The sequence below is a fragment of the Rossellomorea arthrocnemi genome, from assembly GCF_904424705.1.
In the GTDB taxonomy this organism is placed as follows: Bacteria; Bacillota; Bacilli; order Bacillales; family Bacillaceae_B; genus Rossellomorea; species Rossellomorea arthrocnemi.
The window spans coordinates 1-15353 of record NZ_CAJGBF010000013.1; the positions used below are offsets into that span (position 1 = coordinate 1).

Annotated in this window: 15 protein-coding genes; 1 reads left to right on the plus strand and 14 read right to left on the minus strand. The window is 41.0% G+C overall.

Going from position 1 to position 15353, the window contains the following annotated elements; all coding sequences use genetic code 11:
- Nucleotides 1–45: 45 nt before the first annotated feature.
- From map to BAA9072_RS16300, 7 genes are all read right to left on the minus strand, one after another.
- On the minus strand, nucleotides 46–789 hold the full coding sequence (gene map / locus BAA9072_RS16270; RefSeq protein WP_201715745.1) for a type I methionyl aminopeptidase: 744 nt from the start codon (nucleotides 787–789) through the stop codon (nucleotides 46–48).
- A gap of 352 nt (nucleotides 790–1141) precedes the next feature.
- Nucleotides 1142–1828, minus strand: coding sequence for an LrgB family protein (locus BAA9072_RS16275; protein WP_201715746.1), 687 nt, complete (start codon nucleotides 1826–1828; stop codon nucleotides 1142–1144).
- A complete protein-coding gene (locus BAA9072_RS16280) occupies nucleotides 1812–2192 on the minus strand; it encodes a CidA/LrgA family protein (protein ID WP_201715747.1) in 381 nt (126 codons plus the stop codon). Before BAA9072_RS16280 ends, BAA9072_RS16275 begins: the two co-directional genes overlap by 17 nt.
- 136 nt (nucleotides 2193–2328) lie before the next feature.
- Nucleotides 2329–2982: a type 1 glutamine amidotransferase domain-containing protein gene (locus BAA9072_RS16285; protein WP_230980903.1), complete on the minus strand. Its 654-nt coding sequence runs from the start codon at nucleotides 2980–2982 to the stop codon at nucleotides 2329–2331.
- 393 nt (nucleotides 2983–3375) lie between these two features.
- Entirely contained in the window at nucleotides 3376–5550 is a 2175-nt protein-coding gene (locus tag BAA9072_RS16290) for a DNA topoisomerase III (protein ID WP_201715748.1), read from the minus strand.
- A gap of 194 nt (nucleotides 5551–5744) precedes the next feature.
- Nucleotides 5745–6188 (minus strand): DUF6376 family protein, encoded by a 444-nt coding sequence (locus tag BAA9072_RS16295; protein WP_201715749.1) that lies wholly within the window; start codon nucleotides 6186–6188, stop codon nucleotides 5745–5747.
- A gap of 221 nt (nucleotides 6189–6409) precedes the next feature.
- Nucleotides 6410–7507, minus strand: a complete 1098-nt coding sequence (locus BAA9072_RS16300) for a M24 family metallopeptidase (protein WP_201715750.1) — start codon at nucleotides 7505–7507, stop codon at nucleotides 6410–6412.
- A gap of 269 nt (nucleotides 7508–7776) precedes the next feature.
- On the opposite strand from BAA9072_RS16300, the gene BAA9072_RS24330 reads away from it, so the two are divergent.
- Complete coding sequence (locus BAA9072_RS24330; protein ID WP_224940763.1) at nucleotides 7777–7872, plus strand: putative holin-like toxin; 96 nt, start codon at nucleotides 7777–7779, stop codon at nucleotides 7870–7872.
- Nucleotides 7873–8109: 237 nt separating this feature from the next.
- On the opposite strand, the gene BAA9072_RS16305 is transcribed toward BAA9072_RS24330, so the two are convergent.
- From BAA9072_RS16305 to BAA9072_RS16335, 7 genes are all read right to left on the minus strand, one after another.
- Entirely contained in the window at nucleotides 8110–8553 is a 444-nt protein-coding gene (locus tag BAA9072_RS16305; protein WP_201715751.1) for a DUF4064 domain-containing protein, read from the minus strand.
- A 19-nt stretch (nucleotides 8554–8572) separates the two neighbouring features.
- Nucleotides 8573–9034, minus strand: a complete 462-nt coding sequence (locus tag BAA9072_RS16310; protein WP_201715752.1) for an NUDIX hydrolase — start codon at nucleotides 9032–9034, stop codon at nucleotides 8573–8575.
- A gap of 150 nt (nucleotides 9035–9184) precedes the next feature.
- The gene (locus tag BAA9072_RS16315) at nucleotides 9185–10033 is read right to left on the minus strand and encodes an SDR family oxidoreductase (protein WP_201715753.1); all 849 of its coding nucleotides are present in this window, start codon (nucleotides 10031–10033) and stop codon (nucleotides 9185–9187) included.
- 277 nt (nucleotides 10034–10310) lie between these two features.
- Nucleotides 10311–10751, minus strand: a complete 441-nt coding sequence (locus tag BAA9072_RS16320; RefSeq protein ID WP_201715754.1) for a hypothetical protein — start codon at nucleotides 10749–10751, stop codon at nucleotides 10311–10313.
- Nucleotides 10752–10984: 233 nt separating this feature from the next.
- Nucleotides 10985–12649 (minus strand): glycerol-3-phosphate dehydrogenase/oxidase, encoded by a 1665-nt coding sequence (locus tag BAA9072_RS16325; protein WP_201715755.1) that lies wholly within the window; start codon nucleotides 12647–12649, stop codon nucleotides 10985–10987.
- Nucleotides 12650–12816: 167 nt separating this feature from the next.
- Nucleotides 12817–14307, minus strand: coding sequence for a glycerol kinase GlpK (glpK, locus tag BAA9072_RS16330; protein WP_201715756.1), 1491 nt, complete (start codon nucleotides 14305–14307; stop codon nucleotides 12817–12819).
- A gap of 18 nt (nucleotides 14308–14325) precedes the next feature.
- Nucleotides 14326–15156, minus strand: a complete 831-nt coding sequence (locus BAA9072_RS16335) for an MIP/aquaporin family protein (protein WP_201715757.1) — start codon at nucleotides 15154–15156, stop codon at nucleotides 14326–14328.
- Nucleotides 15157–15353: the final 197 nt, after the last annotated feature.

A 15353-nucleotide genomic window follows, 5' to 3' on the forward strand; every position in this document is an offset into this window, starting at 1 on the left:
GTTCCCAGGAGATGCTCCTGGGAACAAGGTCCGTCCCTCACTGCTTTACTCGGTTAAAATGATAGGTTCGTTTTTAGTGATGATGATGGTGTGTTCAATTTGGGCAACCAGGCTGTTATCAGGTGTGATGTAAGTCCAGCCGTCGCCTTTCTCCACGACGTTCTGGGCTTTTGTGGAGATGAACGGTTCAAATGCGATGACCATTCCTTCCTTCAAAAGAGCGTTATCCCAGGGATCAAAGTAATTTAGAATATGATCCGGTTTCTCATGAAGTGAGCGGCCCACACCGTGCCCCGTCAAATTCATGATCACAGTATATCCATTTTTTCTTGCTTCATTATTCACGGCTTTTCCGATTCCATTTTGTTTAGAGCCGGCTCTTGCCTTTTGAAGTCCCGCTTGGAATGACTTTAATGCAGCATCACATAAATCTGTCAGCTTGTTATTTCCCGTTCCGACAACGAATGAAATTCCTGTATCTGCATAGTAACCATTTTTAGATCCTGAAACGTCTATATTGACAAGATCCCCTTCGTTTATCATTCTTTCTCCGGGAATGCCGTGGGCAACTTCTTCATTTACACTGATACAAGTAAAACCCGGAAAATCATATTCTCCTTTAGGGCCTGAGACCGCTCCGTTTTCTTCAAACATTTTCCCTGCAATATCGTCAAGTTCCTTCGTCGTTACGCCAGGTTTGGTTTGAGATCTCAACTCATCGCGAATCATTGCGACAATACGTCCAATTTCTTTTAAAGCCTGTAAATCTTCATCAGTTTTGACAATCATAATATCTTCCTTCTCTTTTTGAATTTCCTTCCCTTACTATACATAAACCTCCTCTTTTTTTAAAGGGAAATCCCCTGTCCATCACGCGTAATACCACAAATATATTTCAGCCATTCTTCCAGCTATTCTGTTTATTCAGGTTTCTTCCTTGTAATTCCTTCATTTAGATAGTATAAATCCCACTATTGCATTTGATCCAAATTTATTCCATGCAGGACATAATGATGAAAATCGTACACAATCTTTTTCCGGTAGAGGTCTAATTGTCCATAAATCATTTTAAGTGATTCTATAATGGATAGAATGAAAGAAATCTCATCTTTATCATAATGCACTATTTAAAAATAAGTGATCAAACCAAAAGAAATAGAATTGGAACGACAAAAGACATGATGGTTGCTGTCAAGGCCATGGCAGCACCACTGACTGCTCCTTCTCTTTCTCCTTCTTTAATAGCTTGGGCCGTACCGACACCATGAGAGATAACACCGAATGGAAGCCCTCTGGCAATAGGATGCTTAATTCCCATCCACTTTATGAGCGTCGGAATGACCATTGCACCTATCATCCCTGTTACGATGACAACTGTTGGGATGATCTCGATCCTTGCACCAATTTCGCTCCCGATATCAACTGCTACAGGAGTCGTAATGGTTTTGATCATTAAGGAACGATTCCAGTCTGACGGGATCCCGAGCCATATGCCAAATGTATAGGACACAAGCATTGACAATCCACTTCCGAACAAAATGCCCAAGAAGATTGGCTGACAGTTTCTCGTAAGTAAATGTCTATGCTGATAAAGTGGGTAAGCAAGAGAAACTGTCGCTGGTCCAAGTAAATAGGTAACGAGTGAAGTGTTATGTGCAAATTGTGAGTATGGAATATCCAAGACGAATAACATAGCCATTATCGCAATTGTACTCAAGAAGATAGGAATCGTAAATGGATTTGTCCAACGTTTGTGAATCTTAACGCCCAAGACAAAATATAGGAGGGTAATGCCTATTGTGAGTAGGGAATTAATGAGAACGATCATATTTTCTTTTCTCCTTCCATCGAATCAACACCTCTGCTGAAAGCGAAGTGGCTAAGAATCCAACGACTCCACTGCCAACAAGAATGAGAACCAATTTCCAACCAAATTCGATAAAATAAGGTCCGAGAACGATGGCGCTGACAGACAAGGGCAGGAAGAAGAAGGAGAAGTGTCTTAAAAAGAATCCTGAACCGTCCAACAGGACCCGTTCATTCACTACCCCTGATAATAGTAATAGAAATAATAACAGCATACCGATGATGCTTCCGGGTATGGGTAAATGAAAAAATGCTGTACACCACTTTCCAATTTCATAGAATAAACAAAGAATAGCCATTTGTATGATGACCCGAATAGCCTGCATAGGATTCACCACTCCCCTGTAATCTTCTCCCGATTTTATCATAAATAATGGTAGAAAAGAGAATAATGTAGAAGAGATAGAAAAAAGAGCATGGATTTAAGTCCATGCTCCAAGAAAAAGAGATTAAAAGGGTTGGTTATAAGATTTTAACGAATGCTTCTGCTGTTGCCTGACTGGACTGTGGATTTTGACCTGTTACAAATTGACCGTCGGTTATGACATGATTGCTCCATGCATCTGATTTTTCAAATCGAGCTCCCTGCTCCCTCAATTTTGTTTCCAACAAGAATGGCATGAATGAGTCCTTGCCCGTTTGCTGTTCTTCTTCGTTTGTGAATGCGGTTAAACTTTTTCCTTCAACGAGCCAATTGCCATTAGATAATTTAGTGCCGACAAATCCAGCGGGGCCGTGGCAAACAGAACCGATTGCTTTATCATTTTCAGCAAAGTGGTTCAATGCCTTTTGAAGTTCAGGACTATCAGGAAGGTCAAACATGGTGCCGTGTCCTCCAGGTAAGAAGATGCCTGCATATTCATTTACGTTTAATTGCGAAAGCACTAATGTTTGATCAAGTTCCTTTGTGACCCCTTTCCACTTTTCCACCTGCTCATCATCAAGGCTGTTGGGGTCCAATGGGATGCGACCTCCTTTTAGACTTGCAACATCTACATCAAAACCTTGATTCTTAAATTCTTCATGTGGTTCAGCGAACTCGGATAACCAGAGACCTGTTTCGTGTTCATCGTCTATCTTGCTTTCGTTTGTTAAAACCATTAAAATCTTTTTCAATGTATACCCTCCAATTATTCAACAATGATTTCCTATTACTCTATTGTTTTATCCACTTCACATAAAAATAAACTTATTCTGAAGCATATAGCCTTTCTATGAATGGCTGACAATACAAAGAGTGGGGAGAGATAACTAATCCAATCAATCTATAGATGACCGACCTGGATAAATGAACGGGATAGAGTCTCTTGTTACATCTCTGTTGCTTTCCGTACTATGCTTGGCTAACTTCGAGTGGCAGGTGGGGCATTCACTCCAATCAACAGCTAGAAACAGCTAAATATAATAAATATGCTTTCAAAATACAAAAAAACCGAACAAATTCGATTTTTAAAAAACTTCGAATTTGTTCGGTTTTCCTTGTGGACAAAAGACTTTTGTACAGGCCACTTATAATTGCCGTTCGTTAATATCAAATTGAAATTGGATTTTCTTCTGATTTGAATCCCAGCTCAGGTACGCAGAAAATTCCTTTTCCCCTTTTTTGAATCCGTCTATACGATCGGATTTACCTTCAGTTAATACTTTTTTGACGATCTTTTGAGTAATTCTCTTTGATAATATGGTTTTTGAAATGGTAAAGCTGCACTTGGTCTTTTGATAGTTGGAACATCCATAGAATTTGCCTTTATCCATTACTTTCCCGCCACATTTCAAACAAGTGCCCAGACTTGTTTTGGGCACTCTTTTTCGGTTCCTTCCCCTAGCTTGTTGAATAGACTCTGTATCAAGATCTTCGAATTTCCATGAGGCAGATTCTTGAAGGGCATTTTGAACAAGCCCGGCACTCAATTTCTTCACTTGTTCCATAAATTCAGGTGCGGATGCTTGTCCTTTTCCTATTTCTTGTAGGCGCTGTTCCCATTTAGCCGTCATTTCTGCAGAAGCCAATACATTTTTCCCAATGGCACGTATCAATACTTTTGCTTTGTCGGTGGGGAATACAATATTTTTTTGTATATCAATGTACTTACGATCCTTTAGCATTGTGATGATACCTGCCCTTGTTGCTTCCGTTCCCAGCCCCTCTGTTTGTTTCAACACCTTCTCAAGCTCATCATTTTCCATATACTTACCTGCTGTCTTCATTAAGGTAATCAGTTGTCCTTCTGTGTATCGTTTGGGTGGTTGCGTTTTTCCTTCTTTTGTCAGGGCCTTCTCAACGATTCCTTTATCCTGTTCTTCTACAGGAGGCAGGAGTGGTTCATCTTCTTTTTCATTTTGTATAAGGATCTTACGCCAGCCTTCCTGAAGGATTTGTTTCCCTTTGGAAATAAACTCAGCCCTCTCATCTACAGTTGTGGTGATGGTCGTATAGTTCATGATAGCTTTATCATGATGAGCAGCGATAAATCGTTTCACTACTACATCATAAATTTTCCTTTCATCTTCTGATAAGGATTTGGGATTTATTACTTGCTCCGTAGGGATGATGGCGTAGTGATCCGAGACCTTTGCTTCGTTCACAAATCGCTTATTGTTCAGTAACGTTGCATGAGGAGTCGGTATCCAATTATTGTAAGGGTCAAATTCTTTCAGTTTGGTCAATATTTCTGGAAAGCTTTCAGCTTCGCCTTTTGTTACATACTGGGAGTCTGATCTTGGATAAGAAACGATTCCTTTTTGGTAAAGCTTCTGAAGCACATCCAATGTTTTCTTTGGTGAGAATTTGTACATTTTGTTGATCGTAGCTTGAAGTGCTGATAGGTTGAATAGCAGAGGTGGTTGGAATTCTTTTCTCTCTATATTCAATTTACTTACGGTTGCAGGCTTGTTTTGACAAAAAGAAGCAATCTTATCAGCTAATTCCCGGGAATGAATTCGACTTTCTCCATCCTTTTGCCATATCCCTTCATAGGCGTCATCGCCGATTTGAAAGTTTGCTTTCACTTCCCAAAAAGGTTCACTCTTAAATCGATCAATCTCTTCATCCCTTCTTACGATCAACGCAAGTGTAGGGGTTTGAACCCTCCCTGCAGAGAAAACATCGGCCATACCCTGCTGTTTTAGTAGTATGCTATACACTCTTGAAGCATTCATCCCTACCAGCCAGTCGGCACACGCTCGGGAATATGCTTCAAAATAGAGACTTCTCATTTCTGATTCTTCTCGTAAACTCTCGAATCCTTGAATGATGGCTTTCTCAGTCAAAGAAGAAATCCACAGTCTTTTCATAGGTTTATGCACCTTGGACATCGAAATAATATTCCGGATGATCAACTCCCCTTCACGTCCTGCATCACCTGCATGGATGATTTCTGTGACTTCCTGCTTTTTAAGAAGGTCTTTAATGACGGAGAATTGTTTCGCTTTAGCCCTCTGCAACTCATATTGAAATCTGAGAGGAATGATAGGAAGGTCATCCAGGGACCATTTCTTCCATCTGCTTTCATATTTCTCTGGGGATTGAAGCTGAAATAGATGTCCAACTGCCCACGTTATATAAGCACCTTCAGGGAACACATCATTTGGATGAATCTCAATGTATCCTTGACGTTTTCTATGGGAAAAAGGCTTGGCAAGAGTGGATCCTTGGTCGGGTTTTTCAGCTATTACGACTTTCATAACATTCTCCTTTTCCTTTTGTTGATTTTTTCATTATATCATTTTCAAGAACTCCTGTTCTATAAATACAAGAAATCATCTTTTAAGTATAGTCAGACAAATCTGTTGTTCCATTAGTCAGATGTATGGTTTATTCCAGTGTGGAGACTCAAATAAAAAGGTGTCACAGACTTAACGTCTGTAACACCCGACTTTTATTGACCGAGATTTTCTAAGTTTTCTCTTATGTCCTGCAGTTGCTTGAAGGTATTTACGATTTCAAGGTTTTGGAGTTCGGAAATCTTGACTTCTCCTTTATCAATTTCGACTAATGCCTGATTGATCCCATCCAATGCTTGTTGATTATATCCCTCCACTTTTTGGTGGATGTCTCCTGCCATTTTAGGTGGGGTTAATTCGTTGACTTCCTTGATCTCATTTTTCATATCGACCAACCTTGTTTCAAGTTCCGGAATGGAGGATGAATCGGCAGCGGCCTTTTCCATTAGACCAGGAAGGTCATTGGCGAACTGTTCAGCCTCATTCAAGTAATCGGTCATTTCATCTACATAGGTCAAACTATTGTTTGCTTCTTCAAGAATGCCACAGCCTGTCAGAGTAATGAAGCTGAAAGCAATAAGTATCAGTAATTTTTTCATATTGAAGTCCTCCCAATGTGTTTCTTTCCCTGTATATACGTATCTAATCAGTAAAAGTTTCACTACTTTGTTAAATGGTTGGTTTTTTAGAGAGATAAAAAGGAGAATGGGATGACCTAATAAAGATCTTCTTTTGAGAAAATTGTTGCTGTCGTAAAGAAGAAAGTAATAAAGCGCCTAATAAAAAGAAGGCTAACTCGTATGTCAGCCTTCTTTTAGTGTTATTCGATAATTTGAAGTTCTTTTGGATAGTTCGTTAACGTCACGTAACCGTCTTTGGTGATGAGTACGTCATCTTCAATTCTTACACCGCCGATTTCCGGGACGTAGATACCAGGTTCGATTGTGTAGGTCATACCTTCTTTTAATATACCATCATTCAAGTGACTCATGGAAGGGAACTCATGGACATTGATTCCTAATCCATGCCCGATTCGATGCGGGAAGTAGTCTCCGTAGCCTGCATCTGCAATGATATCACGAGCGATTTGATCCAGATCACCTATTCGATTTCCAGGTTTACTGGCTTCCAAAGAAGCGAGCTCGGCTTGTAATACGGTGTTGTAAATCTCCTTTTGTTTGTCTGACACTGACTTAAACGCGAATGTACGGGTGATATCAGAAGTGTACCCTTCAAGGACAACTCCCAGGTCAAATAAGACAAAGTCTCCTGCTTTAAGCTTTCGGTCTCCCGGGTTACCATGGGGATCTCCGGCTTTTTCCCCAAAGAGTACCATGGTAGAAAAGGACATTTCACGAATGCCTTTTTTCTTTAATTCATACTCAATCTTTGCAAGAACTTCCATCTCTGTTATACCTTCCTGAAGTGCACTTACACCTACTTCTACTCCGTAGTCCGCCATATGAGCCGCCCGACGCATGATTTCTATTTCTTTCTCGTCTTTCACTACACGCATCTCATTTAATTTGTCTTCAGCATTCACTACATTCGGTGAATCAAATATGTTTAAGAATGATTGGCTGCGTCCATAGGATACGACTTCGTTTTCAAAGGCCACTTTACTGCCGGTGATGTTTCTTGACTGAATGGCTTCCTTAATAAAGTCCCAAGGATTTTCGTGGTCGGAGTATCCAATCACTTCGTTGCCCCATCCTGCATCTTTCACCTGCCTTGCTTCCATTCCTGGAACGACAACGAATGGATCCGCTTCGGGGAATACAAATAGCCCCATTAATCGCTCATGTGGATCAGTGTGGAAATTCGTTAAGTAGAATACATTTTCAGTTGAATTAATAAATACTGCGTCAATTTCTTCTTCTTTCAACCAATTTTTCACTATTTCTAAACGTTGCTTCATTGGATGATCCTCCTTGATTTTCTTATAATTATGTAATCGTTTAATACAAGCATATCTATGCTAACATATTTTAAAGAGAGATTGAACTAAACACATTTGTTAATGGAAGATGAAAGAGGTTTATTGAGTAGGGGTGTGTTTTTTTGAGGGGCAGGCTTTTCCTACCTCCTGCCTATAAAGGGTGGTGGCTGTTTGTGATATAATTTGGAGTATACAGTGAATGTAGGGTGGGAGTGGCCACTTCCTTACAGAAGGAGGTGGTGCTTATAGTGACAACGTATGAGGCGTTAACGCTGATGATTACCTTTGGCTCTTTAATTGTCTCCATCATTGCCATAGTTATTTCGAATGACAAAAAGAAATAACCCCACCCTCATGAAGCGCCTAAACTTTGAAGGGTAGAGTTATATTCCTTTCTCTATTGGGCCACTGCTTTCCTTGCAGTTTGCTGTGTAGCAAGAGACATTGGTTGCCGCCAGTGTCTCTTGTTTTTCATTATACTCTCTTTTAAGATAGTATAATTTCTGTCAGAAAGCAAGGTGTGACTAAGCACATTCTGACGGAAAAATAAAGCTTAGAGAAAATTCCCTAAGCTTTATGTATTAATAAACGGGGTCTGTTCTTTTGGGTTTGCGAACAAATGCCATGATACCGGCGATTAAGAATAAAAGTCCAGGAATGAAACCGAAGCCAACTGTCCCAAGACCAATCACAAGAGCGGCAATGATAAACATGATACCGGATAGGACCGGTTTTTTATTTTTGACAATAGCCATAACAGCAATAATCCCAAGAATTGATGCGATTATTCCCAATATCACCAGGTAGGAACCCATGGACTCAGCTGCTTCCATGATAGAACTCATATCCCCTGCTGTCACCCCGGATTCCTGCAGATTCGGGTCACTTTCCATTCCCTCCTCGATCTGAGACATTACTTCAGGACTGCTCATTCCCATGTTCAGTACAATTCCAATGATGGAAAATAATGCGGATAAGACAATTCCAATTACCCCCATGACGACTTCTCCTGTACGTTTTACCATTCTAATCTCTCCTTTATTGTTATTTCTCTAAAGTATATTGTGCTAAAACATGACTATTCTCTTTTCTTGATAGTATGTTTTGCTTCTTGCTCATATAGGCTTCAAGGATGGATTGATCCTCTGGAAAGCAAAGGGGCAGATCTTTTAACTCATCTAGTGATATCCATTCAATCCTATGTATTAACTGATCAGGATCATGAAGAGTAGCTTCACCTTTCAGGAGCTGAACTTCATAATAATGAATGGTGGTGGAAACGCTGCCTTCACACCCCCACTTAGTATAAAGGTGTTTTCTTACGTCCACCTCATAGCCGGTTTCCTCCCAGACTTCCCGCTTACAGCACTCCCTAAGGGTTTCCCCTTCCTCAAGTCCTCCTGAAGGGACGGACCATCGTTTCTCTTCATATTCTTTTCCCTGTAATACCATCAATAAACGCCCTTCATTGATGCAAAGAGCAGATGCCCCTTTCCAATCATTCATTTATTCACCTCATTTCATGTGGAATAAAATTCATTTTTCGACCAAACGCTTATCTAAATGAATCTACTTAATGCATATTCGTTCTTTTGACAAAATTCTCCTTCTTTAGAATTAAATTCTTTATTTTCAGACTTCATTCGAGGTGTTCATTTAGTTTTTCATGCGCAGCTTTTTGAGGACAATGGTTTCCAGTATGCCCCAGGAAAGGATGGATTTGATGAGTAGTGTCAAACGAACTCCCTTTCCGATAGGTATTCTGAAATGGTTTCTTTTATTCAGTACAAGATCGCTCACAATTGCAACGACTTCTCTTGGATCCCCAAGTGAATCTTTACCGGCTTCAATTTCTGCATTGATCGCTTTCATGTAGAAATAATATGGAGAATGTCTATCCAACGATCGAGAAGTAATTTTTTTACCTGATGTCCATATATTTGTCCGATAAGAACCGGGTTCAAGTAGATGAACGTCGATCCCAAATGGTTTCACCTCCAACCGGAGGCTTTCACTGTATCCTTCAAGGGCATGCTTGGAGGATACATAAGGGCTGAGCCCTGGAAATCCAATTCTTCCGCTAATACTGCTCATATTAATGATCTTCCCTTCTCCTTGCTTTCTCATATAAGGAAGTACTAGCTGAGTGACCCTTATCACACCAAATAAATTCGTTTCAAATTGTGCGCGGAATTCCTCAATGCTGACTTCCTCAGCAAATCCTCCTGCTGCATATCCTGCATTATTCAGAAGGACATCGATTCTCCCGATGTCTGTTAGAAAACTTGAAAACTCACTTATGGATTCCTCAGACGTGACTTCCAATGAATGAACATGTATGGATTGCTCCACCCCGATTTTCTTTGCCTGGGAAACCAATTCCACTCTTTTATCAGGATCTCTCATTGTGGCAATGACTTTAAACCCAATCTTTGCAAGCTGAAGCGTCGTAAGTAGACCAAATCCACTATTCGAACCCGTGACCACGGCAATTTTCTGATTCATTAAAGCCCCCCTTTCTCTATCAGTATAGCAAGAACAAGTCGTGCACCTTAAATATTTTTATCTAAAAAAAACAAAAAAAAGGCCGGCTTCATCCCATTGAAGCCGGCCTTTTTAACGAGGAGTCGTGTCAATTTCTATTATTAATTTACATCATAAACGTCTCTCCCTCAACTACCCTCAGAAGGTATATATAGTTCTCTCGAGAAATGAAGTGCAGCGTTTAGACGATTTCAGCATCATTTCATATATTTATATAATTGTAAGCATAATTCGGGACTTATTTTGCAATTGTTGAAGCAACGATTCCTCGATCTTCAGAATAAAAGTTCACTCTCGGAACAAGGAATGCATCTTCATTTGTTTCAATATGTATGAAAAAATCTTCAACTGGCAAACTTACACGTTTAAACTTGATGTTTTTTCGATATGTAAAGTAATCTGCACCTAATTTCTCTCTGTTGCCATACACGATAAATTGGTAATTATTCAGGTGGTCTGAACCAACGGAAGATTGTACAGGATTATAATATTGTTCAAATTCATAAAGTGGTAGAAAATCCATTTTCTTATATCGAACCAGTCTGATTTCATTTTCTTCACCTTTGGTATGTTTGGTACAGAGAAGGAAATAATATTCTCCTGCCTCTTTCTCTAACACTATTTTAATATCTTCGTTGAATTCATTTTGTGATATATGTTGAAAATGTTCACCAATCATACTCTTTTTAGTAATTATATCGACTTTCTCAAAGAAAAATGAAATGCCGGTTGCTAAAAGAGAAGATAGAAGGATTGAGAAGAAAATTTTTCCTGTATGCTTCTTTTTTTCTTTTTCCAGTGAGCATCCCTCCTCTAATTGAAAAAGGTCTATGCTCTATTTTACCATTTTATTAAGAGGTTATATGTTAAATACGAAAAAACGGCAGAAGAATTATTCTGCCGTTTACACCTTTAAGACTGCAAATCAACGGGTACCACTGCATTTTTTAATTCATTTTTTAAATCGGCGGAGTATCGTTCTTTCTGTTCTCCATTCCAATTCAACAATTTGGACATGACGTCAATGACTGACTCTTTCCATTTCTCTACCCACTCACGATCAAAGAATAAGGCCCCTGTCCGTCTAATGAAGAAATCCACGGGCGTTGCGGCCATCTCTTCCTGAATCGCATAAATCAACTGTGCATATAAATACGGAGGTACTTTCCTATCAACAGTAGAACCACTATAAGCATGTGCAAGCTTAAATAATTGTTCCACATTGGATCCGTACATTCCAGCAAGCTTTCTCCCTTCAGCCTCTGATAATCCATATTGAATGGCTTCGCCTGCTTTTTGATCAATAAAGGATTGGAAATTCTTCGATCCCCCGACATGACCGCCGGAAATGGGCGTATGTTTCGTAGAGGAAGCAGGGAACTTCTGCTTGTGTTCTTCTCTTAATTGTTTAGAAACAAGATCTACGACGTGTTCCCCCATCTTCCGGTAGCCAGTCAGTTTTCCACCTGCAATGGTGATCAGTCCACTCTCGGCTTCCCACACTTCATCCTTACGTGAAATTTCAGAAGGGTCTTTTCCTTTTTCAAATATCAGTGGACGCACCCCTGCCCAGCTGGATTCTACATCTTCTTTCCCAACTGATACATCCGGGAACATAAAGTGAATCGCATCCAATATATAGTCCCTGTCTCCTGATGTCATATGAGGGGAAGATTTCTCGGAGTCAAAGAATGTGTCTGTTGTCCCTACATAGGCTTTTCCGTCACGTGGAATCGCAAATACCATCCGTCCATCGGGTGTATCGAAATAAACGGCCTGTTGAAGAGGGAATTTGCTTTGATCTATAACAATATGGGCACCCTTTGTCAGGCGGAGCTGCTTGTTATTGGTGCTGTAATCTTTACCGCGAACATCATCCACCCATGGACCGGCAGCGTTGACGATTTTGGAACCGCGTACTTCAATCGATCCTCCACTCACCATGTCTTCTGCTTCGATGCCCACTACTTTCTTGTTATCATAGAGGAATCGCTGTGATTTCATATAATTTAAGGCTGTGGCCCCATGAGCAACCGCTTCCTTCATGACTTCGATGGTTAGTCGGGCGTCATCGGTACGATACTCCACATAGTAACCGCCGCCTTTTAAACCATTCTTTTTGACTAGTGGCTCTTTCGTTAATGTTTCAGAGACCGATAGCATGGATCGTCTTTCACTTCTCTTTACGCCAGCAAGATAGTCATATAGCTTTAAGCCGATCGATGTACTGAACTTACCGAACGTCCCACCTTTGTGAAGAGGTAAAAGCATCCATTCAGGCGTTGTGACATGAGGTCCATTTTCATATACAATTTCACGTTCTTTTCCTACTTCCGCCACCATTTTCACTTCGAATTGTTTTAAATAACGTAATCCCCCGTGCACTAATTTAGTTGATCGACTGGACGTACCCGCTGCGAAATCCTGCATTTCTAGCAAGGCAACCTTCATTCCTCGTTTGGATGCATCGAGGGCGATCCCTGCTCCGGTAATCCCCCCACCGATTACGATCAGGTCGAAATGGTTCTGAGTCAATGTATGTTTCACTTCTCTTCTGGCAGTGCTTGAAAATGTCATAGTTGGTTCCTCCTATGGATTATCGATATAGTTTATTCGTTACTGTTTAACCATAAAAAAAGAGACCGAAACAAACATCATGGTCGAAATGTGCCATAATGTAAGTCTGGTCTCTCTTGGTCTCTAACCGTTTTATTAACTTGTTATCATTATATCATATGATTCTTTTATTTAAAAGCCATAGCTGCCTTGACCGCTTTTTTCCATCCATTGTACAGTTCTTCCTGGGTTCCAACGGCCATTTCCGGTTCAAATTGTTTGTCTTTATTCCATTGCTTGGAGATCTCCTCACGGTTTTCCCAAAATCCAACGGCTAGTCCTGCCAGATAGGCAGCACCAAGTGCAGTGGTTTCATTGACTACAGGTCGTTCAACGGGTACAGATAACAGATCGCTTTGGAATTGCATTAAGAAGTCATTTTTAACTGCACCCCCATCCACTCTTAATTTCTTTAGGGAAATTCCCGAATCCGCTTCCATAGCTGTCAACACATCTTTCGTCTGATAGGCAAGGGATTCCAGAGTGGCTCTTACAAAATGCTCTTTAGAGGTACCGCGGGTTAAGCCAAACACAGCCCCTCGGACGTCACTGTCCCAATAAGGAGTCCCCAACCCTACAAAGGCAGGGACTACATACACACCCTCAGTTGATTCCACTCTTTCTGCATAGCCCTGACTGTCCTTGGCATCCTTCAACATTCGCAATCCGTCGCGAAGCCACTGAATGGCGGATCCGGCAACAAAAATGCTGCCTTCAAGAGCATATTCGACCTTGCCGTCGATTCCCCAGGCAAGTGTGGTAAGTAGTCCGTTATCAGACTTAACCGCTTTTTCACCAGTATTCATAAGCATAAAACAGCCTGTTCCATACGTATTCTTAGCCATACCTTTCTCATAACATGCCTGTCCAAATAGCGCGGCTTGCTGATCCCCTGCTGCACCCGCAATCGGTATCTCCCTCCCAAAGAAATGATACGGAACCGTTTTCCCGTATACTTCAGATGAGGGACGGACCTCAGGAAGCATACTTGCCGGTACACCGAGAATATCAAGGAGCTCCTTATCCCAGTTCAGGTCATATATATTGTACATAAGTGTACGTGAAGCGTTGGAATAGTCGGTTACGTGAGCCGTTCCACCAGACATTTTCCATATCAACCATGTGTCGATTGTTCCGAAAAGGAGCTTGCCGTCTTCCGCCTTTTCCCTTGCTCCATCGACATTATCCAGGATCCATTTCACTTTCGTTCCGGAGAAATATGCATCAATCAACAATCCGGTTTTATCTCGGAAGGTTTGGTTGAAGCCTTGTGATTTTAGCTCATCACAAATTCCCGCAGTTTGTCGGGATTGCCAGACAATTGCATTGTAAACCGGGTCACCAGTCTCTTTATCCCATACCACAGTAGTTTCCCGTTGATTCGTGATTCCGATTCCTTCAATCTGTTCGGGTTTCACACTTGATTCAGATAAAACGCTTGCAATGACGGCAAGGATAGATCCCCAAATTTCATTTGCGCTATGTTCCACCCATCCTGGTTTAGGGAAATACTGAGTAAACTCTTTTTGTGCAGTATGAACGATTTCACCTTTTTTATTAAATAGGATAGCTCTTGAACTAGTAGTTCCTTGATCCAGAGATAAAATGTACTTTTCCATTGGTAACCCCTCCAAAGATTAATTTTCAGTTGATAATTGATGTACTTTTTGTGCTAAACTGTTCTTTCTGTCACTTGTGTAGGCAAGTCCAAGCAAAGCAAGTGTAATAATCAGAACCACCCAGAAGCTTGTCGTGACTTGCCCGATGAAGATCGCTTTATAAAACACTCCTCCAAACGATCCACCGAGTACAGGTCCGACGACCGGAATCCACGAATATCCCCAGTTGGAAGGTCCCTTCCCAGGAATAGGGAGCAGGAAGTGAGCGATCCGCGGTCCTAAATCACGAGCCGGGTTAATCGCGTAGCCGGTTGTCCCGCCAAGTGAGATTCCGATTGCGATGATAAGGAATCCGACGATAAATGGATTTAATCCGTCTGTAAAGGTATTCGCTCCTATGGATAATAATCCTACCACCAATATAAAAGTTCCAATAATTTCACTCATTAAATTCGAAAAATAATGTGGAATAGCAGGACCTGTAGCGAAAACGCCTAATTTTACACCTGGATCCTTTGTTGCATGCCAATGGGGCAGAAAATGTAAGTAAGTAATCCCTGCCCCAATAATTGCTCCGATCATTTGAGCAAGTATGTACTTCGGTACGTCACCCCACGGAAAATCACCGTTGAAGGCAAGTCCCAATGTAACAGCGGGATTTAAATGCGCACCGCTAAACTGCCCTACGGCATATACACTCATGGCAACCCCTAATCCCCAGCCAAATGTGATGACGATCCAACCAGCATTATATGCAAATGACTTCTTGAGGTTTACATTGGCACAAACACCCGCACCAAAAATAACCAGCATCGCCGTTCCAACCAATTCTCCTAAAAATGCATTCATGTATTATCCCTCATTTCAATAGATTTTGCTCTGTAGCCGAAGGCATCTGAAACAACATGCGTATGGTATGCACCTGTTCAAGGAAAAATGTGGGCTAAAGTTATGTACACCTATTTGTGAGACTTGTTAGCTCGTTTACCCTATATGAGCAGGTGGTAACCTTATTAATTTTGCTTTGAAACCTTGGCCAGAGTATG

Coding starts and splice junctions, on each gene's coding strand:
- BAA9072_RS16280 (WP_201715747.1), bottom strand. CDS start 2,192: ATGCAGGCTATTCGGGTCATCATACAAATGGCTATTCTTTGTTTATTC.
- BAA9072_RS16325 (WP_201715755.1), bottom strand. CDS start 12,649: ATGACATTTTCAAGCACTGCCAGAAGAGAAGTGAAACATACATTGACT.
- BAA9072_RS16315 (WP_201715753.1), bottom strand. CDS start 10,033: ATGAATCAGAAAATTGCCGTGGTCACGGGTTCGAATAGTGGATTTGGT.
- BAA9072_RS16305 (WP_201715751.1), bottom strand. CDS start 8,553: ATGGTAAAACGTACAGGAGAAGTCGTCATGGGGGTAATTGGAATTGTC.
- BAA9072_RS16295 (WP_201715749.1), bottom strand. CDS start 6,188: ATGAAAAAATTACTGATACTTATTGCTTTCAGCTTCATTACTCTGACA.
- BAA9072_RS16275 (WP_201715746.1), bottom strand. CDS start 1,828: ATGATCGTTCTCATTAATTCCCTACTCACAATAGGCATTACCCTCCTA.
- BAA9072_RS16290 (WP_201715748.1), bottom strand. CDS start 5,550: ATGAAAGTCGTAATAGCTGAAAAACCCGACCAAGGATCCACTCTTGCC.
- BAA9072_RS16310 (WP_201715752.1), bottom strand. CDS start 9,034: ATGAATGATTGGAAAGGGGCATCTGCTCTTTGCATCAATGAAGGGCGT.
- glpK (WP_201715756.1), bottom strand. CDS start 14,307: ATGGAAAAGTACATTTTATCTCTGGATCAAGGAACTACTAGTTCAAGA.
- map (WP_201715745.1), bottom strand. CDS start 789: ATGATTGTCAAAACTGATGAAGATTTACAGGCTTTAAAAGAAATTGGA.
- BAA9072_RS16335 (WP_201715757.1), bottom strand. CDS start 15,156: ATGAATGCATTTTTAGGAGAATTGGTTGGAACGGCGATGCTGGTTATT.
- BAA9072_RS16300 (WP_201715750.1), bottom strand. CDS start 7,507: ATGAAGCAACGTTTAGAAATAGTGAAAAATTGGTTGAAAGAAGAAGAA.
- BAA9072_RS16320 (WP_201715754.1), bottom strand. CDS start 10,751: ATGATTGGTGAACATTTTCAACATATATCACAAAATGAATTCAACGAA.